The organism is Streptomyces sp. M92, assembly GCF_028473745.1.
Taxonomy (GTDB): domain Bacteria; phylum Actinomycetota; class Actinomycetes; order Streptomycetales; family Streptomycetaceae; genus Streptomyces.
This window is the reverse complement of record NZ_CP101137.1, coordinates 6,798,624-6,825,000: the sequence shown is the minus strand read 5'-3', so window position 1 is coordinate 6,825,000 and position 26,377 is coordinate 6,798,624. Positions and strand designations below refer to the sequence as shown.

Annotated in this window: 22 protein-coding genes, 2 rRNA genes and 1 riboswitch (1 of these 25 running past the window's edge); of the genes, 16 read left to right on the top strand and 8 right to left on the bottom strand. The window is 69.3% G+C overall.

All coding sequences use genetic code 11. The features are described 5' to 3' along the window. From M6G08_RS31515 to M6G08_RS31460, 12 genes are all read left to right on the top strand, one after another. Positions 1–3,098: ribosomal RNA gene (locus M6G08_RS31515) — 23S ribosomal RNA — on the top strand; it begins 23 nt to the left of the window's first position. Positions 3,099–3,186: 88 nt separating this feature from the next. Beyond that, positions 3,187–3,302, top strand: a 5S ribosomal RNA gene (gene rrf / locus M6G08_RS31510). 110 nt (positions 3,303–3,412) lie between these two features. Further along, a complete protein-coding gene (gene clsA, locus M6G08_RS31505; RefSeq protein WP_073731463.1) occupies positions 3,413–4,021 on the top strand; it encodes a cardiolipin synthase ClsA in 609 nt (202 codons plus the stop codon). A gap of 114 nt (positions 4,022–4,135) precedes the next feature. Then, positions 4,136–6,631: a mannose-1-phosphate guanyltransferase gene (locus M6G08_RS31500; protein WP_272590540.1), complete on the top strand. Its 2,496-nt coding sequence runs from the start codon at positions 4,136–4,138 to the stop codon at positions 6,629–6,631. A gap of 99 nt (positions 6,632–6,730) precedes the next feature. Further along, positions 6,731–7,636 (top strand): DUF881 domain-containing protein, encoded by a 906-nt coding sequence (locus M6G08_RS31495; RefSeq protein ID WP_272590539.1) that lies wholly within the window; start codon positions 6,731–6,733, stop codon positions 7,634–7,636. After that, complete coding sequence (locus M6G08_RS31490) at positions 7,633–7,965, top strand: small basic family protein (protein ID WP_003977440.1); 333 nt, start codon at positions 7,633–7,635, stop codon at positions 7,963–7,965. The genes M6G08_RS31495 and M6G08_RS31490 overlap by 4 nt, the downstream gene beginning before the upstream one ends. 5 nt (positions 7,966–7,970) lie before the next feature. Next, a complete protein-coding gene (locus tag M6G08_RS31485; RefSeq protein WP_272590537.1) occupies positions 7,971–8,861 on the top strand; it encodes a DUF881 domain-containing protein in 891 nt (296 codons plus the stop codon). A gap of 61 nt (positions 8,862–8,922) precedes the next feature. After that, positions 8,923–9,882, top strand: a complete 960-nt coding sequence (locus M6G08_RS31480; protein WP_272590536.1) for a zinc-ribbon and FHA domain-containing protein — start codon at positions 8,923–8,925, stop codon at positions 9,880–9,882. A gap of 42 nt (positions 9,883–9,924) precedes the next feature. After that, positions 9,925–10,662, top strand: a complete 738-nt coding sequence (ftsR, locus tag M6G08_RS31475; protein ID WP_272590535.1) for a transcriptional regulator FtsR — start codon at positions 9,925–9,927, stop codon at positions 10,660–10,662. 140 nt (positions 10,663–10,802) lie between these two features. Continuing rightward, positions 10,803–11,276 (top strand): bifunctional nuclease family protein, encoded by a 474-nt coding sequence (locus M6G08_RS31470; RefSeq protein ID WP_019327631.1) that lies wholly within the window; start codon positions 10,803–10,805, stop codon positions 11,274–11,276. 191 nt (positions 11,277–11,467) lie between these two features. After that, entirely contained in the window at positions 11,468–12,151 is a 684-nt protein-coding gene (locus M6G08_RS31465; RefSeq protein WP_198941500.1) for a MerR family transcriptional regulator, read from the top strand. A gap of 54 nt (positions 12,152–12,205) precedes the next feature. Then, a complete protein-coding gene (locus tag M6G08_RS31460; protein WP_272590534.1) occupies positions 12,206–13,783 on the top strand; it encodes a DNA polymerase IV in 1,578 nt (525 codons plus the stop codon). Positions 13,784–13,848: 65 nt separating this feature from the next. Here the strand turns inward: M6G08_RS31460 and M6G08_RS31455 are convergent, their stop codons facing one another. Further along, positions 13,849–14,226 (bottom strand): PRC-barrel domain-containing protein, encoded by a 378-nt coding sequence (locus tag M6G08_RS31455; protein ID WP_272590533.1) that lies wholly within the window; start codon positions 14,224–14,226, stop codon positions 13,849–13,851. Between the two features lie 148 nt (positions 14,227–14,374). Further along, a riboswitch (glycine riboswitch) is annotated at positions 14,375–14,470 on the top strand. 177 nt (positions 14,471–14,647) lie between these two features. Between M6G08_RS31455 and gcvP the strand changes: the two genes are divergently transcribed. Further along, on the top strand, positions 14,648–17,533 hold the full coding sequence (gene gcvP / locus M6G08_RS31450; protein ID WP_272590532.1) for an aminomethyl-transferring glycine dehydrogenase: 2,886 nt from the start codon (positions 14,648–14,650) through the stop codon (positions 17,531–17,533). 94 nt (positions 17,534–17,627) lie between these two features. On the opposite strand, the gene M6G08_RS31445 is transcribed toward gcvP, so the two are convergent. The 5 genes from M6G08_RS31445 to M6G08_RS31425 all read right to left on the bottom strand — a co-directional run bounded on the left by M6G08_RS31445 (position 17,628) and on the right by M6G08_RS31425 (position 21,434). Beyond that, on the bottom strand, positions 17,628–18,047 hold the full coding sequence (locus M6G08_RS31445; RefSeq protein ID WP_272590531.1) for a TOBE domain-containing protein: 420 nt from the start codon (positions 18,045–18,047) through the stop codon (positions 17,628–17,630). 27 nt (positions 18,048–18,074) lie between these two features. After that, positions 18,075–19,214 (bottom strand): ABC transporter ATP-binding protein, encoded by a 1,140-nt coding sequence (locus tag M6G08_RS31440; RefSeq protein WP_443048991.1) that lies wholly within the window; start codon positions 19,212–19,214, stop codon positions 18,075–18,077. Further along, entirely contained in the window at positions 19,211–20,020 is an 810-nt protein-coding gene (modB, locus tag M6G08_RS31435; RefSeq protein WP_272590530.1) for a molybdate ABC transporter permease subunit, read from the bottom strand. Before modB ends, M6G08_RS31440 begins: the two co-directional genes overlap by 4 nt. Then, positions 20,017–20,841: a molybdate ABC transporter substrate-binding protein gene (gene modA / locus M6G08_RS31430; RefSeq protein ID WP_272590529.1), complete on the bottom strand. Its 825-nt coding sequence runs from the start codon at positions 20,839–20,841 to the stop codon at positions 20,017–20,019. Before modA ends, modB begins: the two co-directional genes overlap by 4 nt. 197 nt (positions 20,842–21,038) lie before the next feature. Next, positions 21,039–21,434, bottom strand: a complete 396-nt coding sequence (locus M6G08_RS31425; RefSeq protein WP_272590528.1) for a TOBE domain-containing protein — start codon at positions 21,432–21,434, stop codon at positions 21,039–21,041. 148 nt (positions 21,435–21,582) lie between these two features. Between M6G08_RS31425 and M6G08_RS31420 the strand changes: the two genes are divergently transcribed. After that, positions 21,583–22,179, top strand: a complete 597-nt coding sequence (locus M6G08_RS31420; protein WP_272590527.1) for a DUF1707 SHOCT-like domain-containing protein — start codon at positions 21,583–21,585, stop codon at positions 22,177–22,179. A gap of 154 nt (positions 22,180–22,333) precedes the next feature. Here M6G08_RS31420 and M6G08_RS31415 read toward each other — a convergent pair whose 3' ends face one another. Both M6G08_RS31415 and M6G08_RS31410 read right to left on the bottom strand, forming a co-directional pair. Further along, on the bottom strand, positions 22,334–22,537 hold the full coding sequence (locus M6G08_RS31415; protein ID WP_073731449.1) for a DUF5999 family protein: 204 nt from the start codon (positions 22,535–22,537) through the stop codon (positions 22,334–22,336). A 276-nt stretch (positions 22,538–22,813) separates the two neighbouring features. Next, entirely contained in the window at positions 22,814–23,398 is a 585-nt protein-coding gene (locus tag M6G08_RS31410; RefSeq protein WP_272590526.1) for a hypothetical protein, read from the bottom strand. A gap of 547 nt (positions 23,399–23,945) precedes the next feature. Here M6G08_RS31410 and M6G08_RS31405 point away from each other — a divergent pair. Both M6G08_RS31405 and M6G08_RS31400 read left to right on the top strand, forming a co-directional pair. Further along, positions 23,946–25,463, top strand: coding sequence for a glutamate-cysteine ligase family protein (locus M6G08_RS31405; protein WP_272590525.1), 1,518 nt, complete (start codon positions 23,946–23,948; stop codon positions 25,461–25,463). Between the two features lie 79 nt (positions 25,464–25,542). After that, positions 25,543–26,370 (top strand): CPBP family intramembrane glutamic endopeptidase, encoded by an 828-nt coding sequence (locus tag M6G08_RS31400; protein WP_272590523.1) that lies wholly within the window; start codon positions 25,543–25,545, stop codon positions 26,368–26,370. Positions 26,371–26,377 lie beyond the last annotated feature (7 nt).

Below are 26,377 nucleotides of genomic sequence, written 5' to 3'. Positions count from 1 at the left end.
GTGGATGCCTTGGCACCAGGAACCGATGAAGGACGTGGGAGGCCACGATAGGCCCCGGGGAGTCGTCAACCAGGCTTTGATCCGGGGGTGTCCGAATGGGGAAACCCGGCAGTCGTCATGGGCTGTCACCCGCTGCTGAACACATAGGCAGTGTGGAGGGAACGCGGGGAAGTGAAACATCTCAGTACCCGCAGGAAGAGAAAACAACCGTGATTCCGGGAGTAGTGGCGAGCGAAACTGGATGAGGCCAAACCGTATACGTGTGAGACCCGGCAGGGGTTGCGTGTGCGGGGTTGTGGGATCTCTCTTCTACGGTCTGCCGGCCGTAGGGCGAGTCAGAAACCGTTGATGTAGGCGAAGGACATGCGAAAGGTCCGGCGTAGAGGGTAAGACCCCCGTAGTCGAAACGTCAGCGGCTTGCTTGAGAGACACCCAAGTAGCACGGGGCCCGAGAAATCCCGTGTGAATCTGGCGGGACCACCCGCTAAGCCTAAATATTCCCTGGTGACCGATAGCGGATAGTACCGTGAGGGAATGGTGAAAAGTACCGCGGGAGCGGAGTGAAATAGTACCTGAAACCGTGTGCCTACAAGCCGTGGGAGCGTCGCGCAAGGACTTGTCCTTGCGTCGTGACTGCGTGCCTTTTGAAGAATGAGCCTGCGAGTTTGCGGTGTGTTGCGAGGTTAACCCGTTGTGGGGTAGCCGTAGCGAAAGCGAGTCCGAACAGGGCGGTTGAGTAGCACGCTCAAGACCCGAAGCGGAGTGATCTAGCCATGGGCAGGTTGAAGCGGAGGTAAGACTTCGTGGAGGACCGAACCCACCAGGGTTGAAAACCTGGGGGATGACCTGTGGTTAGGGGTGAAAGGCCAATCAAACTCCGTGATAGCTGGTTCTCCCCGAAATGCATTTAGGTGCAGCGTCGTGTGTTTCTTGCCGGAGGTAGAGCACTGGATAGGCGATGGGCCCTACCGGGTTACTGACCTTAGCCAAACTCCGAATGCCGGTAAGTGAGAGCGCGGCAGTGAGACTGTGGGGGATAAGCTCCATGGTCGAGAGGGAAACAGCCCAGAGCATCGACTAAGGCCCCTAAGCGTACGCTAAGTGGGAAAGGATGTGGAGTCGCACAGACAACCAGGAGGTTGGCTTAGAAGCAGCCACCCTTGAAAGAGTGCGTAATAGCTCACTGGTCTAGTGATTCCGCGCCGACAATGTAGCGGGGCTCAAGCGTACCGCCGAAGTCGTGTCATTGCAGCATGACGGCTAACGCCGGCTGTGATGGGTAGGGGAGCGTCGTGTGCCGGGTGAAGCAGCCGCGTAAGCGAGTTGTGGACGGTTCACGAGTGAGAATGCAGGCATGAGTAGCGATACAAACGTGAGAAACGTTTGCGCCGATTGACTAAGGGTTCCTGGGTCAAGCTGATCTGCCCAGGGTAAGTCGGGACCTAAGGCGAGGCCGACAGGCGTAGTCGATGGATAACCGGTTGATATTCCGGTACCCGCTGTGAAGCGTCAAACATCGAGCATCGTGATGCTAAGGCCGTGAAGCCGCCCTGGATCCTTCGGGTGAAGGGGAGTGGTGGAGCCGCTGAACCAAGCGGTTAGTAGGTGAGTGATGGGGTGACGCAGGAAGGTAGTCCATCCCGGGCGGTGGTTGTCCCGGGGTAAGGGTGTAGCCCGTCATCTAGGTAAATCCGGGTGACATGAGGGTGAGACCTGATGCCGAGCCGATTGTGGTGAAGTGGATGATCCTATGCTGTCGAGAAAAGCCTCTAGCGAGTTTCATGGCGGCCCGTACCCTAAACCGACTCAGGTGGTCAGGTAGAGAATACCGAGGCGTTCGGGTGAACTATGGTTAAGGAACTCGGCAAAATGCCCCCGTAACTTCGGGAGAAGGGGGGCCACACCTGGTGATGATCTTTACGGTCTGAGCTGGGGGTGGCCGCAGAGACCAGCGAGAAGCGACTGTTTACTAAAAACACAGGTCCGTGCGAAGCCGTAAGGCGATGTATACGGACTGACGCCTGCCCGGTGCTGGAACGTTAAGGGGACCGGTTAGCTTGGATTCGTCCAGGCGAAGCTGAGAACTTAAGCGCCAGTAAACGGCGGTGGTAACTATAACCATCCTAAGGTAGCGAAATTCCTTGTCGGGTAAGTTCCGACCTGCACGAATGGCGTAACGACTTCTCGACTGTCTCAACCATAGGCCCGGTGAAATTGCACTACGAGTAAAGATGCTCGTTTCGCGCAGCAGGACGGAAAGACCCCGGGACCTTTACTACAGTTTGATATTGGTGTTCGGTTCGGCTTGTGTAGGATAGCTGGGAGACTTTGAAGCTCGCACGCCAGTGTGGGTGGAGTCGTCGTTGAAATACCAGTCTGGTCGTGCTGGATGTCTAACCTGGGTCCGTGATCCGGATCAGGGACAGTGTCTGATGGGTAGTTTAACTGGGGCGGTTGCCTCCTAAAGAGTAACGGAGGCGCCCAAAGGTTCCCTCAGCCTGGTTGGCAATCAGGTGTTGAGTGTAAGTGCACAAGGGAGCTTGACTGTGAGACCGACGGGTCGAGCAGGGACGAAAGTCGGGACTAGTGATCCGGCGGTGGCTTGTGGAAGCGCCGTCGCTCAACGGATAAAAGGTACCCCGGGGATAACAGGCTGATCTTCCCCAAGAGTCCATATCGACGGGATGGTTTGGCACCTCGATGTCGGCTCGTCGCATCCTGGGGCTGGAGTCGGTCCCAAGGGTTGGGCTGTTCGCCCATTAAAGCGGTACGCGAGCTGGGTTTAGAACGTCGTGAGACAGTTCGGTCCCTATCCGCTGTGCGCGTAGGAGTCTTGAGAAGGGCTGTCCCTAGTACGAGAGGACCGGGACGGACGAACCTCTGGTGTGCCAGTTGTTCTGCCAAGGGCATGGCTGGTTGGCTACGTTCGGGAGGGATAACCGCTGAAAGCATCTAAGCGGGAAGCCTGCTTCGAGATGAGGACTCCCACCCACTTGATGGGGTAAGGCTCCCAGTAGACGACTGGGTTGATAGGCCAGATATGGAAGCGCCGTAAGGTGTGGAGTTGACTGGTACTAATAGGCCGAGGGCTTGTCCTCAGTTGCTCGCGTCCACTGTGTTGGTTCTGAAACCACGAACAACCCCACGCTCGTCACAGGCGTGGTGCGGTTGAGAGTTTCATAGTGTTTCGGTGGTCATAGCGTAGGGGAAACGCCCGGTTACATTCCGAACCCGGAAGCTAAGCCTTACAGCGCCGATGGTACTGCAGGGGGACCCTGTGGGAGAGTAGGACGCCGCCGAACTCCTCTTAGAGCTCCGGCTCTTGGGCACACAGCCCAAGAGCCGGAGCTTTTTTGCGTTGAGGTAAGGTCAGGGGGCATCATTGGCTCGTTTCATCCCAGGAGGCCCCCGCGTGGAGGTCCAGGAGACCCGCGTGCAGACCGACCGGGTCCTCACCATCCCGAACATCCTCAGCATGGCGCGTCTCGCCGGCGTACCTCTGTTCCTGTGGCTGATCCTCAGGCCCGAGTTCGGGGGCCCGCAGAGCGACGGCTGGGCGCTGTTGGTCCTGGCCCTGAGTGGGGTCAGTGACTACCTGGACGGGAAGCTCGCGCGGCGCTGGAACCAGATCAGCAGCCTCGGACGGCTCCTGGACCCCGCGGCTGACCGGCTCTACATCCTGTCGACCTTGGTGGGACTCACGTGGCGGGAGATTCTTCCGCTCTGGTTGACCCTTGTACTGCTTGCCCGCGAAGCGGTCCTGCTCGTGATGGTCGGCATCCTGCGCCGGCACGGCTATCCGCCGCCGCAGGTGAACTTCCTGGGGAAGGCCGCCACCTTCAACCTCATGTACGCCTTCCCCTTGCTTCTGCTCAGTGACGGGAGCGGATGGATCGCGTCACTCGCTGCCGTTTTCGGATGGGCGTTCGCCGGATGGGGTACAACCCTGTATTGGTGGGCAGGTGTTCTCTACGTGGTGCAGGTCCGCCGCTTGGTCCGTGCGGACGCCACGGCCGATTGAACTCGTTCGCCGATTGTGCGGCACTGACGCCGGATGGCCCGCGCTGCAAAAGTGCGGGACCCTGGACGGGTGAAGTCGGTCAATCCGTCGTCTCTTGAGGAGGACGCTTCCGACATGAAGGCCGTCGTGATGGCTGGGGGCGAGGGCACGCGTCTTCGCCCGATGACCTCGAGCATGCCCAAGCCGCTCCTGCCGGTAGCCAACCGGCCGATCATGGAGCACGTTCTGCGGCTGCTGAAAAGGCACGGGCTCAACGAAACCGTCGTCACCGTGCAGTTCCTGGCCTCGCTGGTCAAGAACTACTTCGGCGACGGTGAGGAGCTCGGGATGGAGCTCACCTATGCCAATGAGGAGAAGCCACTCGGTACCGCCGGAAGCGTCAAGAACGCCGAAGAGGCGTTGAAGGACGATGCCTTCCTCGTTATTTCCGGCGATGCCCTGACTGACTTCGACCTCACCGACCTGATCAATTTCCACAAGGAAAAGGGTGCGCTCGTCACCGTGTGTCTGACACGCGTGCCCAATCCACTGGAATTCGGTATCACCATCGTCGACGACGAGGGCAAGGTCGAGCGGTTCCTGGAGAAGCCGACCTGGGGCCAGGTCTTCTCGGACACCGTGAACACCGGCATCTACGTCATGGAGCCCGAGGTGTTCGACTACGTCGACCCCGACGTGCCCGTGGACTGGTCCGGTGACGTCTTCCCGCAGCTGATGAAGGAGGGCAAGCCGGTCTACGGCTATGTCGCCGAGGGCTACTGGGAGGACGTGGGCACGCACGAGAGCTACGTGAAGGCCCAGGCGGACGTCCTGGAGCGCAAGGTCGACGTCGACATCGACGGCTTCGAGATCTCGCCCGGAGTATGGGTGGCAGAAGGCGCGGAGGTGCATCCCGACGCTGTGCTCCGAGGGCCCCTCTACGTCGGCGACTACGCCAAGGTGGAGGCCGGAGCCGAAATCCGGGAGCACACCGTCGTCGGCTCGAACGTCGTCGTCAAGAGCGGTGCCTTCCTGCACAAGGCGGTGGTGGCCGACAACGTGTATGTCGGCCCGCACAGCAACCTGCGAGGCTGCGTCGTCGGCAAGAACACCGACATCATGCGCGCCGCGCGGATCGAGGACGGCGCGGTCATCGGAGACGAGTGCCTGGTCGGTGAAGAATCGATCATCCAGGGCAACGTCCGCGTCTATCCGTTCAAGACCATCGAGGCCGGTGCCTTCGTCAACACGTCGGTCATCTGGGAGTCGCGGGGCCAGGCGCATCTCTTCGGTGCTCGCGGGGTCTCCGGCATCCTGAACGTGGAGATCACACCGGAGCTGGCCGTCCGGCTGGCCGGTGCCTACGCGACGACTCTCAAGAAGGGGTCCACCGTCACCACGGCCCGCGACCACTCCCGTGGTGCGCGTGCGCTGAAGCGGGCGGTGATCTCCGCGCTCCAGGCCAGCGCCATCGACGTACGGGACCTGGAGAACGTACCGCTGCCCGTCGCGAGGCAGCAGACCGCGCGAGGCAGCGCCGGCGGCATCATGATCAGGACCACGCCAGGCGTGCCGGACTCCGTGGACATCATGTTCTTCGACGGGCAAGGCGCCGACCTGTCGCAGGGCAGCCAGCGGAAGCTGGACCGGGTGTTCGCGCGACAGGAGTACCGGCGGGCGTTCCCCGGAGAGATCGGTGACCTGCACTTCCCGTCCAGTGTCTTCGACTCGTACACCGGGTCGCTGCTGCGCAACGTGGACATCACCGGGATCGCGGATTCCGGGCTCAAGGTGGTCGTCGACGCCTCCAACGGCAGTGCGGGACTGGTCCTGCCGAGCCTCCTCGGGAAGCTGGGTGTCGACTCGCTGACCATCAACCCGGGCCTCGACGAGTCCAGGCCCACCGAGTCCGCCGACATGCGGCGCTCGGGGCTGGTGCGCCTCGGGGAGATCGTGGCCTCCTCGCGGGCGGCGTTCGGTGTGCGGTTCGACCCGGTCGGTGAACGGTTGTCGCTCGTCGACGAGAAGGGCCGCATCATCGAGGACGACCGGGCACTGCTGGTGATGCTCGACCTGATCGCGGCCGAGCGGCGCAGCGGACGGGTGGCGCTGCCGGTGACGACCACCAGGATCGCCGAGCAGGTGGCCGCCTACCACGGCACCCAGGTCGAGTGGACGACCACTTCCCCCGACGACCTGACGCGGGTCGGGGGCGAGGACGGGACGATCTTCGGCGGCGACGGCAAGGGCGGCTTCATCGTTCCGGAGTTCAGCAGCGTCTACGACGGTACGGCCGCCTTCGTGCGGCTGATCGGTCTGGTGGCGCGGACACAGCTCACACTGAGCCAGATCGACGCGCGGATCCCGCGCGCCCACGTCCTCAAGCGCGACCTGGCGACCCCGTGGGCGGTCAAGGGCCTGGTGATGCGGCGGGTCGTCGAGGCGGCCGGAGAGCGTTTCGTGGACACCACCGACGGTGTGCGCGTCGTGGAGACGGACGGGCGCTGGGTGATGGTGCTTCCCGACCCGGCGGAGGCCGTCACCCACCTGTGGGCGGAGGGTCCCGACGACGCCTCCGCGCAGGCCCTGCTCGACGAGTGGTCCGCCGTTGTGGACAGCGCGGGCCGCTAGGAACACACCGCACGCGTGCGTGCCGGACAACTGTCCCCAAGGGGGCCTGTCCGGCACGCCGGTGGGGCCGTTCGGAGGTAGTGGCCGGGGCGTGCGACGATGTGCGGCATGCCGCAGCAACCCCCCGTTCGGAGCACAACCACGCGGCCCGCGCGTCCGGACGCGTCCATGTCCCTGCTCACCAACGTCATGGACCACAGCCTCGACGACGGGTACGCCGAGGCCGCCGCGCGGAAGAAGGCCGAGGGTGACGGCGGCCTTCCCAAGACCCTCCGCGCCAAGCTCGGTCTGGCCACCGGCCTGGTGCTGGCGGCGCTGGTCGTGACGGTCGGTGCCGCCCAGGCAAGGGTCGCCGCTCCCGCCCTCGCCAAGGAGCGCGAAGAGCTCATCGACCGCATCGAGGAGGAGACCTCCGCGGCCGACGAGCTCGAGGAGAGCATCGAGGAGCTGCGCGGCGACGTGAGCGCCCGGCAGCGCGAAGCGCTCGAGAAGAACGGCGACAGTGACCGGTCCGACCTGGTCGGGGTCCTGTCGGGCGCCGTCGCGGTGCACGGCCCCGGGGTGAAGCTCGTGGTGGACGACGCCAAGGACGCCGGCACCGGGGGAGACGGGCAGCCGCGCGGCACCTCCGGATTCGCCGACACGGGCCGGGTGCGCGACCGGGACATGCAGCGCGTGGTGAACGGGCTGTGGGAGTCGGGAGCCGAGGCGATCTCCATCAACGGCCAGCGCCTGACGGCGCTGTCGGCGATCAGGGCCGCCGGTGACGCGATCCTGGTCGACAACAGGCCGCTGGTACCGCCGTACACGGCGCGCGCGGTGGGAGACGGCGGACGGCTCCGCAGCCGGTTCCAGGACAGCGCCGATTGGTTCTACCTGCAGGCCCTGCACGAGAACTACGGAATCCGGACCGCCATCTCCGTCGCGGACGACCTCCGGCTGCCGGCCGCGTCGAGCGTGACCGTACGTACAGCACAGCCGATAACCGAGAAGGGCACATCGTGATCGCCGTACTGGGCCTCGTCGTGGGAGTCGTGGCCGGCCTGTTGGTCCGGCCGGAGGTCCCGGCGGCCGTCGAGCCGTATCTGCCGATCGCCGTCGTGGCGGCGCTCGACGCCGTCTTCGGTGGTCTGCGGGCCATGCTCGACGGCATCTTCGACGACAAGGTCTTCGTCGTGTCGTTCCTGTCGAACGTCGTCGTCGCCGCGCTGATCGTGTTTCTCGGCGACAAGCTGGGCGTCGGGGCCCAGCTCTCCACCGGTGTCGTGGTGGTCCTCGGCATCCGCATCTTCTCCAACGCCGCGGCGATCCGCCGCCACGTGTTCCGGGCGTGAGGCCGATGAGCGACCAGGGCGACCAGCGGGACCAGCGGGCGAGTGGCCTGCGCAAGGAACTGCCCGACGAGGTGCCTTCGAAGGCCCCGGCGGAGGCGGACGCCCCGGCCAGTGACGGCCCGGAGTCCACCGGCAGCCCGGACGGGAGCCCGCAGGGACCGCGACGGCCCGGACTGACCGGCAGGCAGCGGCTGGTCAAGGGCCTGTGGCCGCCGCGTCTCACGCGGGCGCAACTGATCGTGGCTCTTCTCCTGTTCGGCCTCGGATTCGGCCTCGCGGTCCAGGTGGCCTCGAACAGTGAGGGCGACAGCGCGCTGCGCGGCGCGCGGCAGGAGGATCTGGTCCGCATCCTCGATGAACTGGACGACCGCAGTCAGCGTCTAGAAGACGAGAAGCAAGGTCTCGTAAAGCAGCGCGACGAGCTGGAGAACAGCTCCGACCAGGCGGAGGAGGCCCGTAAGCAGACGCTCGAAAGGGAGCGGCAACTCGGCGTCCTCGCGGGCACCGTGGCCGCGCAGGGGCCTGGTATCACGGTGACGATCGAGGACGCGAAGGGCGCGGTCGAGGCGGACATGCTGCTCGACGCCATCCAGGAGCTGCGCGCGGCGGGGGCGGAGGCGATCCAGGTGAACGGTGTGCGGGTGGTCGCCGACACGTACCTCACGGACACCGACGATTCCGTGAGCGTCGACGGGAACAAGATCAACGCGCCCTATCGTTTCCAGGTCATCGGCAAGCCGCAGGACCTCGAACCGGCTCTCAACATTCCTGGAGGAGTGGTGCAGACTCTGGAGAAGGAACAGGCCACCGTTACTGTTGAGCGGTCGAGCAAGATCGTCGTGGACGCCTTGCGAGCGGCGAAGCGGCCTGACTACGCTCGGTCGTCCTCCCAGTGAACCGGCGGTGCATGGGGGGCATCCGGCCAGGGCATGAGGTTGCGGGGGGTCGGCGCACCGATTGGGTGGTGCGTGGTGGAAACTGTCTGGTGGAGACGGACGTTGTGAAGGTGTCCGGGTCGGCCAGTACGGTCAGTCAGGGTTCGTCCTGCCCCACGGGCGGGTCTGTTTCGGTCAAGGGGAATCGCCCGTGAAGTTGTTTGCGAAGTTGTTCGGCAAGAGTGCGCGAGAGGGCCGCGAGAACGCGACCGCTCGCCATCGGGCACAGCCTGACGCGGAGGACGGGCGCCCGATGTTCCGGGACCAGGTGGCTGGTCCGGGCGGTGACGTCTCCGGTGGTCAGGGCGCGCCGTCTGTTGACCCTGCCCAGTCCGGCGGCATAGGTTTCGGCCAACCGTCAGCCTCAGGTACGGGCGGAGGGTTCGCGTCCGGCCCGTACGCGTCGAACGCCCCGGCGGGGCAGCCGCGGCAGGAGGATCCGTCCATGTCGGCCCTGGTCTGCACGAGGTGCGGTAACCGCAACGCGGAGAACAGCCGGTTCTGCTCCAACTGCGGAGCGCCGCTGCGCCCGGGTGCCGTCCCGGAGCGGGCGTCCGAGACGACCTCCACGATCTCCATCTCGGGGCTCGAGGCGTACGACGCCGAGGTCACCGGCCAGACCGCGATGCCGTCGCTCTCGCCCGAGGCGCAGGCCGCCGTGGACGCGCTGCCGCTCGGCTCCGCCCTCCTGGTCGTGCGCCGTGGCCCGAACTCGGGCAGCCGCTTCCTGCTGGACGGCGAGCTGACCACCGCGGGGCGTCACCCGCAGAGCGACATCTTCCTGGACGACGTGACGGTCTCGCGCCGGCACGTGGAGTTCCGCCGCGGCCACGACGGCTCGTTCACGGTCGCCGACGTCGGCAGCCTGAACGGTACGTACGTCAACCGCGAGCGCATCGACCAGGTCGCCCTGTCGAACGGTGACGAGGTGCAGATCGGCAAGTACCGGCTGGTCTTCTACGCGAGCCAGCGGGGCTACTGACCGCCCCCGGGCCATCGCCCGGGGAACCTCCAGGGAAGGTCCATGCTTCAAACACCGAGCGGTGGTGCCGACCACGGCACCACCGCCACGGACAGTGGGCTGATGAGCATCGGCGCGGTGCTGAACGCGCTGCGCGACGAGTTCCCCGACATCACCATCTCCAAGATCCGTTTTCTGGAGTCGGAAGGGCTCGTCGAGCCGCGGCGGACCCCGGCCGGGTACCGCAAGTTCAGCGCGCACGACGTCGAGCGTCTCGGGCACGTGCTGCGCATGCAGCGGGACCACTATCTGCCGCTGAAGGTGATCCGCGAGCACCTGGACGCCATGGAGCGCGGCGAGGCCGTCCCGCTGCCGACACTGGGCCGACAGCGGGACGGAGAGCCGGCGCCGGAGCCCGCAGAGGGGTCCGCGGCGGTCCGGATCGGCCGGGAGGAACTGCTCGCCGCGGCCGGTATCGGCGAGCAGGAGCTGAAGGAGTGGGAGTCGTACGGACTCGTCGCCCCGCTCTCCGACGGTGCCTACGACGCCGAGACGGTGACCGTGGCATCGCTGGTGGTCCAGCTGGGCCGGTACGGCATCGAGCCGCGCCACCTGCGGGTGATGAAGGCCGCCGCCGACCGGGAGGCCGGTCTCGTGGACCAGGTCGTGGCACCGCTGAAGCGGCACCGCAATCCGCAGACCAGGGCGCACGCCGAGGCCCGTACCAAAGAGCTGGCGGGGCTGGCGGTGAAGCTGCACGCGGCGCTGGTCCAGACCGCTCTGGGCGTACGGCTGCCCTGACCGGGCCGACGGCCCGCCCGGCAGGAGGCCCGATCCGCAGCCCGGTTCGCGACGGCCCTCGTCCCGGCCCACAACCCGGATCGCCCACCCGATCCCGGCCCGACTACCCAAATGTCCCGGGTACGGCCTAGGGTTGCTGTGTGAACGAGCTCGATGTCGTAGGTGTCCGGGTCGAGATGCCCTCCAACCAACCGATCGTGCTGCTGCGCGAGGTGGGAGGCGAACGCTACCTCCCCATCTGGATCGGGCCGGGGGAGGCGACGGCGATCGCCTTCGCACAGCAGGGCATGGCTCCCGCACGCCCGCTGACCCACGACCTGTTCAAGGACGTGCTGGAAGCCGTGGGCCAGGAGCTCACGGAAGTGCGCATCACGGACCTGCGCGACTCCGTCTTCTACGCCGAACTGGTCTTCGCGAGCGGCGTCGAGGTGAGTGCCCGGCCGTCCGACGCGATAGCGCTGGCGCTGCGCACCGGGACGCCGATCTACGGCAGCGACACCGTCCTCGACGACGCGGGTATCGCCATCCCGGACGAGCAGGAGGACGAGGTGGAGAAGTTCCGCGAGTTCCTCGACCAGATCTCGCCGGAGGACTTTGGAACCAGCAATCAGTGAACCGCGCGGGTGAGGTGCCCCGACGCGGCGCACGGCCCTCGCCGGGCACATTCGGCTAGCCTTTCCCCGCGATCGGGTACGGGAAACCACTCTTAGGGTGATTATCACTCGGCGTGGCGAGTGTGGCGATCGTTGACGCACCCTTGGTGACTGCCTACCGTCGAGGAGGCAGGTCAAGGACGGAGGTCGGCGTGAGAATCAGCGGCGACGGTACGGCCGGGGGCGGTTCCGGGCACGGCCTCGGGGCAAGCGGTCCGTACCCTCCCCCGGGCTCCCGGCTCCGTGCGGGCGGGGCCTACCCGCAGCACGGTGGCGTGGCCGACCCGGCCCCGCAGCGACCGGCTGCGGTGCCGAGCAGCGGAGGGGCGACGTCCATGGCGTCCGAGCAGATCGGCTACCGGGGGCCGACGGCCTGCGCGGCCGCGGGCATCACCTACCGGCAGCTCGACTACTGGGCCCGCACCGGCCTCGTCGAGCCCAGTGTGAGACCGGCGCACGGCTCCGGGACCCAGCGCCTGTACAGCTTCCGAGACGTGGTCGTGCTGAAGATCGTCAAGCGCTTCCTCGACACCGGTGTCTCCCTGCAGAACATCCGCACCGCCGTGCAGCACCTCAGGGAACGCGGCTTCCGTGACCTGGAGCGGATGACACTGATGAGCGACGGCGCAACGGTCCACGAGTGCACCTCGCCCGACGAGGTGCACGCCCTGCTCCAGGGAGGCCAGGGCGTCTTCGGCATCGCCGTCGGCGTGGTCTGGCGGGACGTGGAGAGCGCGCTCTCCCAGTTGCACGGCGAGCGGATCGACACGGGCGAGACCCTGGTCGGGCACAATCCCGCCGACGAGCTGGCGCGGCGGCGCAACCGGGCCGTCTGAGCACTCCCGCACGCCGACGGGGCATTGTCAGTGGTGTGAGGCACCATCGGACATGTGAGAGCCGCGCCCACGATCCTGCATCTCGACATGGACGCCTTCTTCGCCTCGGTGGAGCAGGCGTCCAAACCGAGTCTGCGCGGGAAGGCCGTGGTCGTGGGAGGCCTGGGACCGCGCGGAGTGGTGGCCACCGCGTCGTACGAGGCGCGGGTCTTCGGCGTCCACTCGGCGATGCCCATGGGGCAGGCCCGGCGCCTGGCCCCCAACGCCGCGTACCTCGTCCCGCGCTTCGAGCTGTACCGGTCGATCAGCGAGCAGGTGATGCGGCTCCTGCGGGCGCTGTCGCCGCTGGTGGAGCCGCTGAGCCTGGACGAGGCGTTCGTGGACCTGGAGGCCGGCGGCGCGGCCCGGGACGAGGACTCCGCTCGGCTGGCGGGGGCGAGGCTCCGTGCGGACATCCGCGCCGTCACCGGTCTCACGGGGTCGGTGGGGCTGGCCGCCTCCAAGATGCTCGCCAAGATCGCCTCGGAGGAGGCCAAGCCGGACGGGCTGGTCCTGATCCCGCCGGGCACGGAGCGGGCCATGCTGGAGCCGATGTCCGTGCGGACACTGCCCGGGGTGGGACCGGCCACCGGCGACCACCTGCGGCGGGCCGGCATCACCACGGTCGGCGAGCTCGCCGAGGCGGGCGAGGACGAGCTCGTACGGCTGCTGGGCAAGGCGCACGGGCACGCGCTGTACGCGATGGCGCTGGCGCGTGACGATCGGCCCGTGGTGGCCGAGCGGGAGACCAAGTCGGTGTCGGTCGAGGACACCTACGACATCGACATCCATGACCGGACCCGGGTCGGCATGGAGGTGCGGCGGCTGGCGGACCGGTGTGTGCGCCGACTGCGCGGCTCCGGACTGTCCGGCCGGACCATCGTCCTCAAGGTGCGCAGGTACGACTTCTCCACGCTGACCCGCTCGGAGACCCTGCGCGGGCCGACGGACGACCCCGCGGTGGTGCGGGAGGCGGCGGCCCGGCTGCTGGACCTGGTGGACACCACGGGCGGCGTACGGCTGCTCGGGGTCGGCGTCAGCGGCCTCGCCGACTACACCCAGGAGGACCTGTTCGCGCAGGCGGCGGGAGACCGGCCCGAAGAACCCGCCGAGGAGCCCGAGGCCGAGCCCGCCGAGGAGCACCGTCCGGCACCCGGTGAGCGCCGGTGGCCGGCGGGGCACGACGTGCGGCACACGCAGTACGGGCACGGGTGGGTGCAGGGCAGCGGTCTGGGGCGGGTCACGGTGCGCTTCGAGACGCCGTACTCGGGGACCGGCCGGGTGCGGACCTTCCCGGTGGACGATCCGGATCTGGCGCCGGCGGACCCGCTGCCGCTGGTCCCGCCGGTCACGCGAAGACCCGGGAACGCCGGACGGCCGGGGCCGGTGGAAGCCGGCGCGGAGACCGGCCCGGGTTCGGAAGCGGAGACCGGCCCGGGCTCCGGCGCGGGAAATCACCCGGGTTCCGGCGCCGTGACCGGCTCGAGCCCCGACGCGGGGGGCAGCGCGGGTGCGGGCGCCGGTGCGGAGCTTGGTCCGGGTCCGGGCGCCGGGGGTGGGCCGGTGGGGCCCGTGCGGATGGCCTCCGGCTGACGGCGGCTGCCTGACGGCGGCTGCCTGACGGCGGGTGCCGCAAGGCGGTGGGACGGAAGGGGCCGTCAGGCGTCCTCCTTGTCCTGACCGGCCAGCTTGCCGAAGTTGTGGTCGGGCGGCGGGGGAGGAGCGGCGACGTCGAGGCCGTAGTGGTGGTAGAGCTGCAGTTCCTGTTCCGGGGAGAGGTGGCGGCCGACGCCGAAGTCGGGCGCTTCCTTGATCAGAGCCCGGTCGAAGGGCACGCGCAGTGTCCCGTCCACCAGCTCACTCGGCTCCAGGGGCACGAAGGCGTCCCTGCTGAACAGTCCGGTGCGTATGGCCGCCCACTCGGGAACGCCGGTGGCGTCGTCGAGGTAGACCTCGTCGACGGTGCCGATCCGGGTGCCGTTGCGGTCGAACGCCTTGCGGCCGATCAGGTTGCGCGGGTCTATCTCGGTACGCACGGGCCCTCCACATGGTCGTTCCCGGGTCGTGCACCAGCCGACCCGCCAGCCGCCGAAATCATCCGTAGTACTACGAAAGAGCACATAGAGGCGGTCGGCCACTCGAAGGTCCGTGCGGCGGCCTCGCTGGTACGCTGACAGCGGCTGCTGACCCCGTGCGGGAGAGTCCTCCGGACATCACCGGAGGCGCCGAAGGAGCAAATCCTCCCCGGAATCTCTCAGGCTCACGTACCGCACGGACGAGGTCACTCTGGAAAGCAGAGCGGGTGTCGACGGCTTCCGCTCTCACCGACGGTGAAAGCCGGGAGGGCCCTCGGGCCCGCCTGGTGAAGCTCTCAGGTCGAGATGACAGAGGGGGAGGCCGTCCGGGTACCCGCGCCGTGGTGCCCCTCGAAGGTCGTCAGACCAGGAGGCCTCCGCAATGACCGCCCATCGCACCCCGCTCACCGAACTCGAACAGGCACTGCCGTTCGAGCAGCGCCACATCGGCCCCGACCACGAGGCCCGGGCCAAGATGCTCGCGCAGGTCGGTTACGGTTCGCTCGACGAGCTGACGGCCGCCGCGGTGCCGGATGTGATCAAGAACGCCGAAGCGCTGGACCTGCCCGGTGCCCGCTCCGAGGCCGAGGTGCTGGGCGAGCTGCGCTCGCTGGCAGACCGCAACCAGGTCCTCGACTCCATGATCGGTCTCGGCTACTACGGCACCTTCACCCCGCCGGTGATCCTGCGCAACGTCATGGAGAACCCGGCCTGGTACACCGCGTACACGCCGTACCAGCCGGAGATCTCCCAGGGCCGCCTGGAGGCCCTGCTGAACTTCCAGACGATGGTCGCCGACCTGACCGGCCTGCCCACCTCCGGCGCCTCGCTGCTGGACGAGGGCACCGCCGCCGCCGAGGCGATGGCCCTGTCCCGGCGCATGGGCAAGAACAAGAAGGGCCTGTTCCTGGTCGACGCGGACGCCCTGCCGCAGACCATTGCCGTCATCCAGACCCGCGCCGAGCCGACCGGCGTCGAGGTCGTCGTCGCCGACCTGAGCGACGGCATCCCCGCCGAGGTCGCCGAGCGCGAGATCAACGGCGTCCTGATCCAGTACCCGGGCGCCTCCGGAGCCGTACGCGACATCAAGCCGGTGATCGACCGGGCGCACGAGCTCGGCGCCCTCGTCACCGTCGCCGCCGACCTGCTCGCCCTCACGCTGCTCACCTCGCCCGGCGAACTGGGCGCGGACATCGCCGTCGGTACGACACAGCGCTTCGGTGTGCCGATGGGCTTCGGCGGGCCGCACGCCGGCTACATGGCCGTGCACGAGAAGTTCGCCCGCAGCCTGCCCGGCCGCCTGGTCGGCGTCTCCGTGGACGCGGACGGCAACAAGGCCTACCGTCTCGCCCTGCAGACCCGCGAGCAGCACATCCGCCGCGAGAAGGCCACCAGCAACATCTGCACCGCGCAGGTGCTGCTCGCCGTCATGGCCGGTATGTACGCCGTCTACCACGGTCCCGAGGGACTGCGGGCCATCGCGCGCCGCACCCACCGCTACGCCTCGATCACCGCCGCGGGCCTCGCGGCCGGCGGTGTCGGGATCGTGCACGGCGCCTACTTCGACACGGTCACCGCGCGGGTGCCCGGCCGGGCCGACGCGATCGTCCACGCCGCCCGCGAGAACGGCGTCAACCTGCGCCTCGTCGACGCCGACCACGTGTCCTTCGCCTGCGACGAGACCACCACCCGTGCGCAGGTCGGCGGCGTGTGGAACGCCTTCGGCGTCGAGGGCGACATCGAGGCGCTGGACGCGGACACCGAGGAGACGCTGCCCGAGGCGCTGCTGCGCACCGACGACTTCCTCACCCACCCGGTCTTCCACCAGCACCGCTCCGAGACGGCGATGCTGCGCTACCTGCGCCGCCTCGCCGACCGCGACTACGCGCTGGACCGCGGCATGATCCCGCTGGGCTCCTGCACCATGAAGCTCAACGCGACCACCGAGATGGAGCCGGTCACCTGGTCCGAGTTCGGAGCGCTGCACCCCTTCGCGCCCGCCGAGCAGGCGCAGGGCTACCTGACGCTCATCCGTGAGCTGGAGGAGCGGCTCGCCGAGGTCACCGGCTACGACAAGGTCTCGCTCCAGCCGAACGCCGGATCGCAGGGCGAGTTCGCCGGCCTGCTCGCCGTACGCGGTTACCACCGGGCCAACGGCGACGAGCAGCGCACCGTCTGCCTCATCCCGTCCTCCGCGCACGGCACCAACGCCGCCAGCGCCGTGATGGCCGGCATGAAGGTCGTCGTCGTCAAGACCGCCGAGGACGGCGAGATCGACGTCGAGGACCTGCGCGCCAAGATCGAGAAGCACCGCGACGAACTGGCCGTGCTGATGATCACCTACCCCTCCACGCACGGTGTCTTCGAGGAGCACGTCGCCGACATCTGCGCCCAGGTGCACGACGCGGGCGGCCAGGTCTACGTGGACGGTGCCAACCTCAACGCCCTGGTCGGCCTCGCCAAGCCGGGTCACTTCGGCGGTGACGTCTCGCACCTGAACCTGCACAAGACGTTCTGCATCCCGCACGGCGGCGGCGGCCCCGGCGTCGGTCCCGTGGCCGTACGGTCGCACCTGGCGCCGTACCTGCCCAACCACCCGCTGCAGCCCGCAGCGGGCCCGCAGACGGGCGTCGGCCCGATCTCGGCGGCGCCGTGGGGCTCGGCCGGCATCCTGCCGATCTCCTGGTCGTACGTCCGGCTGATGGGCGGCGAGGGCCTCAAGCGCGCCACGCAGGTGGCCGTGCTGTCCGCCAACTACATCGCCAAGCGCCTGGAGCCCCACTACCCGGTGCTCTACACCGGCCCGGCCGGGCTGGTCGCGCACGAGTGCATCATCGACCTGCGCCCGCTGACCAAGGCGACCGGCGTCAGCGTCGACGACATCGCCAAGCGGCTGATCGACTACGGCTTCCACGCGCCGACGATGTCCTTCCCGGTGGCCGGCACGCTGATGATCGAGCCGACCGAGTCCGAGGACCTGGCCGAGCTGGACCGTTTCTGCGAGGCGATGATCGCCATCCGCGCGGAGATCGAGAAGGTCGGCTCCGGCGCCTGGTCCGCGGACGACAACCCGCTGCGGGGCGCGCCGCACACCGCGGGCGCGCTGGGCGGCGACTGGGACCACGCCTACTCCCGCGAGGAGGCCGTCTTCCCGGCCGGGGTGTCCGCCGCCGACAAGTACTGGCCGCCGGTGCGCCGCATCGACCAGGCCTTCGGTGACCGGAACCTGGTCTGCTCCTGCCCGCCGCTGGACGCGTACGAGGACTGAGCCCGGGGCGAAGGCCCCGTCCGGCCCCCGCAGGGGACTGGACGGGGCCTTCGCGGTGCCGGTGCCGGTCGTGGGGCGGACTGTCGGGGTGTGGTCACACCGTCGCCAGGGACACCTCCGTCGACTTGACCAGTGCGACGACGGGGGTGCCGACGGCGAGGCCGAGGTCTTCGGCGGCCTCCGCGGTGATCGCGGCGGTCAGTTCGGCGCCCTCGACGGCGACGCGTACGGACGCCATCGCCGGGCCGGCGGTGACGGCGGTGACCGTGCCCGGCAGCCGGTTGCGGATGGACAGGCCCTCCGCGCGGCCGGTGGCCAGCGAGACCTCCGTCGACTTCACGAGGACGCGCACGGCGGTCCCGGCGGCCGGCGAGAGATCGTCGGCGGCGTCCCGGGTGATCGCCGCGGTGATGTCCTGGCCGCCCGAGAGGCGGACCCTGACCGTCGCCATGGCCTCGCCCGGGGTGACGGCGGTGACGGTGCCGGGGAGCTGGTTGCGGATGCTCAGGCTCATGGAGGGCACCGTAGCCGGGTGCGGCCGCTACGCCGGGTATGCGTGCGTCTGCGTCGCCTTGACCGTCGCCCACGCCGGCGCTCCGGGCCGGAGGCCGAGTTCGGCGGCGGCGACCGCGGTGAGGTCGGCGGCGAGCGGCAGTTCGCCGGTCAGGTCCGCGCGGATCCGGTCGCCGTGCGTCTCCAGCCCGGCGACCTCGCAGCGCCACAGGTTGCGGGCGCTGGTGCCGCCGGGGCGTTCCCCGTAGAGGGTCACGGCGCTCGGCGGGAAGGCCACGAAGACGGGACCGGCCAGGTCCTCGGTGGTGGTGATGGCCGGGCCGGCGTCCAGCCGGACCGTGTGGCCGTCGGCCTGCCCGCGGTACAGGTTCAGGCCGACCAGTCGCGCGATGTAGTCGGTGCGCGGCCGGCGGGCGATGTCGGCGGGGCCGCCCTCCTGCACGACCCGGCCGTGCTCGACGACGACCAGCCGGTCGGCCAGCACCATGGCGTCCAGCGGGTCGTGGGTGACCAGTACGGCGACGGCCTCGAACTCGGCCAGGTGGCGGCGGAGCTGGGCCCGCACCTCCAGCCGGGTACGGGCGTCCAGTGCCGCCAGGGGCTCGTCCAGGAGGAGCAGCCGGGGGTTGGTGGCCAGGGCGCGGGCGAGGGCGACGCGCTGGGCCTGGCCGCCGGAGAGGCGGCGTGGCTTGGCGCCCGCGTGTTCGGCCAGGCCCATCCGCTCCAGCCAGACGGCGGCCTGCGCCCGGGCCTGTGCCTTGCCCGCACCCCGGCAGCGCGGCCCGAACGCGACGTTGTCGAGGGCGGACAGGTGCGGGAAGAGCAGGTAGTCCTGGAAGACCACGCCGACCGGCCGGGACTCGGGCGGCGTCAGGTCCAGCGCGGTGCCGTCTAGGCGCAGGTGGCCGTCGGTCAGCGGGGCCAGGCCGGCGAGGGCGCGCAGTGCGGTGGTCTTGCCGGCGCCGTTGGGGCCGAGCAGCGCGACGACGTCGCCGGGCGCGGCGGTCAGCGTGACGTCCAGGCGGAAGGTGCCGCGGTCCACCACGAGCCGGGCGTCGAGCCCGCCGCCGGCGGCGCGGCCGTCGGCGGGCCGCGCGGTGGCCGGTTCCCCGGTGTCGGTCATGTCGTCCCCGTCCGGCCTGCCGGACGCCCGCGCCCGGCCCGTCATGCCGCCCTCATCCAGCGGTCCCGCAGACCGGCCAGTACGGCGATGGAGACGGCCAGCAGCACCAGGCTGAGGGCGATCGCCGCCGCGGGGTCGTTCTGGAGGGCGAGGTAGACCGCGAGCGGCATGGTCTGGGTGCGGCCCGGGAAGTTGCCCGCGAAGGTGATCGTCGCCCCGAACTCGCCCAGCGCCCGCGCCCAGGCCAGGACGGCGCCCGCCGCGACGCCCGGCGCGATCAGCGGCAGCGTGACCCGGCGGAACGCGGTGAAGCGGGACGCGCCCAGGGTCGTGGCCGCCTCCTCGAAGCGCGGGTCGGCGGCGCGCAGCGTGCCCTCCACGCTGATGACGAGGAAGGGCATGGCCACGAAGGTCTCCGCCAGAATCACGCCCGTCGTCGTGAAGGGCAGCGTGATCCCGAACCAGGCGTCGAGCCACTGCCCGATGACGCCGTTGCGGCCGAACGCCAGCAGGAGCGCCACGCCGCCCACCACCGGAGGAAGTACCAGCGGCAACGTCACCAGCGCCCGCACGAAGCCGCGGCCGGGAAACTCCGTGCGGGCCAGCAGCCAGGCCAGGGGCACGCCGACGACCAGACTCAGCAGGGTCGCCGACGTGGCGCACAGCAGCGACAGCCGCAGCGCCTGCCACACCTGCGGACTGGCCAGCTGCTCGGGCAGACCGTTCCACGGGGCCCGCACCAGCAGGGCGATCAGCGGCAGCAGCAGGAACGCCAGGCCGACCAGCGCGGGCACCAGCAGGGGGACCGGCACCGCACGGGCGCCGGCCTTCCGGGCGTCGGGCTTCCTCATGGCGTCAGGAACCCGGCGTCCGTCAGCACCCGCTGCCCCTCGCCGGACTTCACCAGCTCGACGAAGGCCTTCGCGGCGCCCGCGTTGGGGGCGTCCTCGAGGACGGCGATCGGGTAGTCGTTGACGGCCTCGGCCGCCTCGGGGAAGTCCACGCCCGTCACCTTGTCACCGGCCGCCCTCACATCGGTGCGGTAGACGACGGCCGCGTCGGCCTCCTTCAGCTCGACCTTCGTCAGGGCCGCCTTGACGTCCTGTTCGTAGGAGGCCGGGGTGAGTTCGAGGCCGCCGGCCTCCAGCGCCTTCCGCGCCGCGGCGCCGCACGGCACGGCCTTGTCGCACAGCACGACCTTGAGGCCGGAGGCGGTGAGGTCCTCCAGGGTGGAGATCCCCTCGGGGTTGCCCGGCAGGGTGGCGATCTCCAACTGGTTGCGGACGAACGTGGACGGCTCGCCGGCCGTCGCCCCGGCGTCGGTGACGGTGGCCATCGTCTTCGGACTGGCGGAGGCGAAGACGTCCGCCGGGGCGCCGCTGGTGATGCCCGCGGCGAGGGAGTCGCTGCCGCCGAAGTTGAAGGTGACCTCGGTGCCGGGGTGCCGCTGCTCGAACGTCTCGCCGAGCGTCGTGAAGCTCTCCTTGAGCGAGGCGGCGGCGAACACGGTGACCTGGCCGGAGACGTCGGCGGAGGAACCGGCCGAGCCCGCGTTTTGTTCCGAGCCGGTGGACGGCGAGCAGGCGCTCAGGGCCAGCAGTACGGCTGCTCCCGCACCGCTCGCCCGCAGGCTCCGGCGGATGCGGCGGGTCCTGCGCACCGAACGGGTCATCACGGCCACTCCCTCTGCGTCCTCCTGCGGGAGCCCGGCGGGCCCGGTGACCTGACCGGACGCACGACGGGTTCCCCGTTGCGCCGATCATACTTCCGCATCTGCCAGGGAAAAGTATCCTGTCGCATCGCATGAGCGAGCCGGGCGCCGGTAATAGCTGGCATGTGCGTTCGTACGGAGCGTCGGGTCGGGATGGGTCAGGCCCTGTCGATGTGTACGTTCGTCGACTTCACGCGGGCGGTGGCCTCCATGCCGACCTCGAGTCCGAGCTCCTCCACCGCCTCACGGGTCAGGAGGGAGACCAGCCGGTGCGGACCGGCCTGGATCTCGACCTGTGCGGCGACGTCGCCGAGCTTGATCGCCGTCACGATGCCGGGGAAGGCGTTGCGGACCGAGGTGAACGGGGTCTCCTCGTCGGCACCGCCGGAGCGGGCGAGTTCGACCGAGAACGCGGCCAGGTCACGCCCGTCGACGAGCCGCCGCCCGGCGTCGTCCCGATGGGTGGTGATCCGGCCCGCGTCGGCCCAGCGGCGGGCGGTGTCGGGGCTGACGCCGAGCAGCCGCGCCGCCTGGCCGATGGTGTAGGACTGCATGCCGGTCACGATAGGGCGCGGCGCGGGAACGGGTTGCCGGAGGTCGGCCGTTGGGTATGACGCGATACAGCGTTACTCTCGGTGGAACGGTTGGGACGGTGAAGCGGTGGAGCGTCCGCTCGGGCGCCCGGCAGAACGGGGTGGAAGTATGACGGCACAGCCCTCACGACTCGGTGAGGCGTCCGTGATCCGGGCCTCGCACGAGGACCGGGACCGGGTCGTGGACGTGCTGAGCGCCGCCACGGCCGACGGCCGGCTGACAGTCGACGAACTCGACGAGCGCGTCGGAGCGGCTCTCGGTGCCCGCACACTCGGCGAGTTGGCCGTCCTGACCGCTGATCTCCCCGTGGAGTCGGCCGCGATGCCGGTGCCCGTGGCCAAGGACGTCGTCCGCATCGAGCAGGAAGGCGCGTCCACCTGGCGCGGCGACGACTGGGTGGTGCCTCGGCGGATGGAGATCAGGTCGGCCTGGGGCGAGGTCACGCTGGACCTCACCCGCGCCGTCATCACCCATGACACCCTCCACATCGACCTCGACATGCGCACCGGCGCGCTCAAGCTGCTCACCCGCCCCGGGATCGTGGTGGACACCGACGGGCTGCGGGCCGACTACGCCGAGGTGAAGGTGGCGAGGGCCGTCGGCGCCGGGGCGCCCGTGGTGCTGCGGGTGGAGGTCACGGGGGAGATCAGTTGGGGGCAGGTCGTGGTGCGTGCGCCGCGCCGCCGGTTCGGGAGGCGGGCGTAGGCCGAAGACGAAGGCGCTCGCTCCGGGGGCCGCTCGCGGGGCTACGCGAAGTGATCAGCTCCGGACACGCGTCGGGGCCGGTGCGCGGGCGACGTGTCCGCGGGCCGGCCCCGGGTGCACCGGGCGGAGTGGTGCCGTACCGCCCGGCGGGTGTTCAGGCGGCGGTCATCAGGCCCGCACCGACGGGGCGGTGCGGCGCGATGATCCGGCCGTCCGGCAGGAGCTCACCGGTGTCCTCGAAGAGGACGACGCCGTTGCACAGCAGGCTCCAGCCCTGCTCCGGGTGGTGCGCCACGAGGCGGGCGGATTCCCGGTCGGCGGAGTCGGCTGACGGGCACGGTGGCTGGTGCTGACACATGGGTGGGGTCTCTCGGTCTGTTGTGATGGGTGAGTGCGCTGTGTTGTCTGTCCCGCGGCGTGAAACGTCGTTCAAGGCCGCCCCCCGTTGTTCCGGTCGGTCCGAACCCAGTGTTGCCCCACGGGCGTCGATCCGCAGGGATTTCGCGGTACCGCTTCTCACAGGTTGATGACGCGTCACCCGCGCGGACGGTTCATTTCAACTGCACTGTCCCTTCGGGTGGTTCGGCATGGCCGAAAGGGGCTAGTCCGCGCGGGTGCGAGGGAGGCGTCCGGGTCAGGCAGGGGAGCGCAGCAGCCGGGTCGGCGTCACCCGGTGCGTGAGGACCGGGAGCAGGTCGGCGACCCGGTGCGGCCGGTGGGCCGCGATGCCGGGAGGCGCCGGTGCCAGCGGCACCAGCAGGTCGGTGGCCGCGGGGTGTCCTGCGGTGGCGTCCGCCGTGGTGTCGCCGTGCAGCCAGAGCGTGAGCATGTACAGGCCGGGTACCGACAGCAGGCGCGGCTGGCAGGTCTGGGGCACCGTCTCGGCCTGGCGCAGCGCGCGCTCGGTCGAGGTGACGTAGGGGCCTTCGAAGAAGTGCGAGAACGCCCAGCCGTCGGGCGTCAGCATGGTCTCCGCCGCCGCCACGGCCCGGTCGCCGCACCGGATGAGGAAGCGCCACCCGGTCAGCCGGGTCGCCGTCACGCCCTCCGCGGTGATCCGGTCCAGGACGTGCACGGGCAGCGGCAGTTCGGGTGTGACGGGTCCCTGCGCGCCGAGCAGGGAGGGCGTCCGGGCCTCACGGACGGCGGTGGGAGAGGAGAGGGCGGTGAGAACGGAACGCAGGGCGGGCGCGGGGGCCGGGGGGACACGCAGGGGCATGATGGGTCGCCTCTCATTCGAAGGCACGGTGGCGCGAGGGCGGGGCGGACGACGGTGTCGGCTCACGGGGCTGGGAAGGCAGGGACCGGGGTCCGGGAACCGGGAAGTGGGTGGGACCTGCCGCACCTCGGTTCGGCGGCAGGATCCAGCGACCGTGGGCGCCGGTCAACTGCCTTGTCCGCGGAGTTTATACGACATGCGTTCAGACTGTGTTTCCGCTAGCCGATTCCGGGAACCCGTTCAAGGCTGCATTCGGCCGTCGATACGAGGGAATTCTCCGGATTTCGGACCGGGTGTACGGCAGTGACCTCGGAAAATGTTCACCGAGCGGTCGGCCAATTGTCGTCGGCGTTTTTCACGAGTTGCCGCGCCGGGAAACTGCTGGAGACGTCATGCCCGGTGAATGTGCCACCGGTCACAGCGGCCCAGCGTAGCGCTTGCGGGCCGGTACGGGGACGTTATCGATCGCTTCGGCTGGGCATCATCCATCCTGACCGGTCGCCGGCGGCCGGATCTTCGACACACCGCTCCGAGAAGGGACGCCTCCATGGGGGAGAAGGTCGTGGCAGGTCAGTTCGACCTGTCCGATCGCCAGCGCTACCGCGAGAAGCTCCAGCGGTGCCTGACGGGCCTGGAGCGACTCCTGGCGGAGAAGCGGTTCGACCGCCCGAAGAACCTGATGGGGCTGGAGATCGAATTGAATCTCGTCGGTACCGACGGGATGCCGAAAATGTTGAATGCGCAAGTCCTGGAACGCATCGCCAGTCGTGACTTCCAAACAGAACTCGCCATGTTCAACCTGGAAGTCAACATCGCTCCCCACCGGCTGGGCGGCAGGGTATTCGACCGTCTCGCCGAGGAGATCCGTACGTCGCTGGCATATGCGGACCGCAAGTCCGGCGAGGTCGACGCGGGAATCGCGATGATCGGCATTCTGCCGACGCTGGACCGCGACGACCTGGTCTCGTCCAATCTCTCCGCCGTCGACCGCTACGCCCTGCTCAACGAGCAGATCGTGGCCGCCCGCGGCGAGGACTTCACCCTCGACATCGAGGGGGTGGAGCGCCTGACGTGCACCTCGAAGTCCATCGCTCCCGAGGCCGCCTGCACCTCGGTGCAACTGCACCTCCAGGTCACCCCGGACCGCTTCGCGGCCGTGTGGAACGCCGCCCAGGCGGTCACCGCCGCGCAGATCGCCGTCGGTGCCAACGCGCCCTTCCTGTTCGGCCGCGAGCTGTGGCGCGAGTCGCGGCCCCCGCTGTTCCAGCAGTCCACGGACACCCGTCCGCCCGAGCTCCAGGCCCAGGGCGTCCGCCCGCGCACCTGGTTCGGCGAGCGATGGGTCACCTCGGCGTACGACCTGTTCGAGGAGAACCGGCGCTACTTCCCGGCCCTGCTCCCGATCTGCGACGACGAGGACCCGCTGGAGGTCCTGGACGCGGGCGGCGTCCCCTCCCTGTCCGAACTCGTCCTGCACAACGGCACCGTCTACCGCTGGAACCGGCCCGTCTACGACATCGCCGACGGCGTCCCGCACCTGCGGGTGGAGAACCGCGTCCTGCCCGCCGGGCCCACCGTCACCGACGTCATCGCCAACGCGGCCTTCTACTACGGCGTCGTGCGCGCGCTCGCCGAGGAGCCCCGGCCGCTGTGGCACCGGCTGCCCTTCGAGGCCGCCGCCGCCAACTTCGAGGCCGCGTGCCGGCACGGCATCGAGGCCCGCTTCGAGTGGCCCCGGCGCGGACGGCTGGGCGGCACCACCGAGGTCGACGCCGCCGTCCTCGTCCGCGACGAACTGCTGCCGCTCGCCGAGGCCGGTCTGGACGCGTGGGGCATCGAGCCCGCCGACCGCGACCTGTATCTCGGCGTGATCGAGGAGCGGTGCCGGCGCCGGGTCAACGGCGCGTCCTGGCAGGCGGCCACCTTCCACCGGGCGCTGGAGGCCGGCCTGTCCCGGGAGGAGGCGCTGGCCGCCACGACCCGCCGCTACGTCGAGCTGATGCGCGAGGGCGACCCCGTGCACCGGTGGCCGATCGGGCTGCCGGAACCCGTGCCGACCGGCTGAGCCCACCGGCCGTACCCCGCCGCGCCCCGCCTCATACTGATCGGGCAAGCTGTGACGTCCCAGCTGGAGGCAGGTGTGCATGGCGGAGGCGGGCCCGGTGGACGATACGTTCCCTCACAAGCCAGTTCCGGGGGAGCCCGCTCCCCAGGAGGGGCTCTCACGACGCACGTTGCGTGACGAGACGCTGCTCGTCCTGGCGCTCTCGCTCGGCGCGAGCGGAGTGTCCGCCCTCATCAGCTTCATCGGCTCGGTCACCCGGCCCGGCGGACTCAAGGACCAGGCGGCCACCCTCAACGCCTCCGCCGCGCCCGGCCGTCCCTGGCTGGATCTCGCCTGGCAGCTCTTCGGGATCACCACGGCCCTCGTCCCGGTCGCCCTCGTCGCCCACTTCCTGCTGCGCGAAGGGCGCGGCCTGCGCACGCTGGGCTTCGACCGCACCCGTCCGTGGCCGGACCTGGGCCGGGGGGCCGTGATCGCGGCCGTCATCGGCAGCACCGGCATCGCCTTCTACCTGGCCGCCCGGGGCCTCGGCTTCAACCTCACCGTGGTACCCGAGGCGCTGCCGGACGTCTGGTGGAAGTACCCCGTACTGGTCCTCTCGGCGGTGCAGAACTCCGTCCTGGAGGAGGTCATCGTCGTCGGCTACCTGCTGCGCCGGCTCGACCAGCTCGGCTGGAGTCCGGGCGCGTCGCTGGCGGCCAGTTCGGTGCTGCGCGGGTCGTACCACCTCTACCAGGGCATCGGCGGCTTCGTCGGCAACATGGTGATGGGCGTGGTGTTCGTGTACCTCTACCGCCGGTGGGGGCGCGTGGGTCCGCTGGTGGTGGCGCACTCGCTGCTCGACATCGGTGCCTTCGTGGGCTACGCGCTGCTGGCCGGGAAGGTGGACTGGCTGCCGACGGCCTGAAGGCGAG

What these genes read in the sequence shown, in the direction of transcription:
- M6G08_RS31500 (WP_272590540.1), top strand. Translation starts at nt 4,136, where the DNA reads ATGAAGGCCGTCGTGATGGCTGGGGGCGAGGGCACGCGTCTTCGCCCG.
- modB (WP_272590530.1), bottom strand. Translation starts at nt 20,020, where the DNA reads ATGAGGAAGCCCGACGCCCGGAAGGCCGGCGCCCGTGCGGTGCCGGTC.
- ftsR (WP_272590535.1), top strand. Translation starts at nt 9,925, where the DNA reads ATGCTTCAAACACCGAGCGGTGGTGCCGACCACGGCACCACCGCCACG.
- M6G08_RS31400 (WP_272590523.1), top strand. Translation starts at nt 25,543, where the DNA reads ATGGCGGAGGCGGGCCCGGTGGACGATACGTTCCCTCACAAGCCAGTT.
- M6G08_RS31420 (WP_272590527.1), top strand. Translation starts at nt 21,583, where the DNA reads ATGACGGCACAGCCCTCACGACTCGGTGAGGCGTCCGTGATCCGGGCC.
- modA (WP_272590529.1), bottom strand. Translation starts at nt 20,841, where the DNA reads ATGACCCGTTCGGTGCGCAGGACCCGCCGCATCCGCCGGAGCCTGCGG.
- M6G08_RS31485 (WP_272590537.1), top strand. Translation starts at nt 7,971, where the DNA reads ATGAGCGACCAGGGCGACCAGCGGGACCAGCGGGCGAGTGGCCTGCGC.
- M6G08_RS31405 (WP_272590525.1), top strand. Translation starts at nt 23,946, where the DNA reads ATGGGGGAGAAGGTCGTGGCAGGTCAGTTCGACCTGTCCGATCGCCAG.
- M6G08_RS31495 (WP_272590539.1), top strand. Translation starts at nt 6,731, where the DNA reads ATGTGCGGCATGCCGCAGCAACCCCCCGTTCGGAGCACAACCACGCGG.
- M6G08_RS31410 (WP_272590526.1), bottom strand. Translation starts at nt 23,398, where the DNA reads ATGCCCCTGCGTGTCCCCCCGGCCCCCGCGCCCGCCCTGCGTTCCGTT.
- M6G08_RS31445 (WP_272590531.1), bottom strand. Translation starts at nt 18,047, where the DNA reads ATGAGCCTGAGCATCCGCAACCAGCTCCCCGGCACCGTCACCGCCGTC.
- M6G08_RS31440 (WP_443048991.1), bottom strand. Translation starts at nt 19,214, where the DNA reads ATGACGGGCCGGGCGCGGGCGTCCGGCAGGCCGGACGGGGACGACATG.
- M6G08_RS31415 (WP_073731449.1), bottom strand. Translation starts at nt 22,537, where the DNA reads ATGTGTCAGCACCAGCCACCGTGCCCGTCAGCCGACTCCGCCGACCGG.
- gcvP (WP_272590532.1), top strand. Translation starts at nt 14,648, where the DNA reads ATGACCGCCCATCGCACCCCGCTCACCGAACTCGAACAGGCACTGCCG.
- M6G08_RS31425 (WP_272590528.1), bottom strand. Translation starts at nt 21,434, where the DNA reads ATGCAGTCCTACACCATCGGCCAGGCGGCGCGGCTGCTCGGCGTCAGC.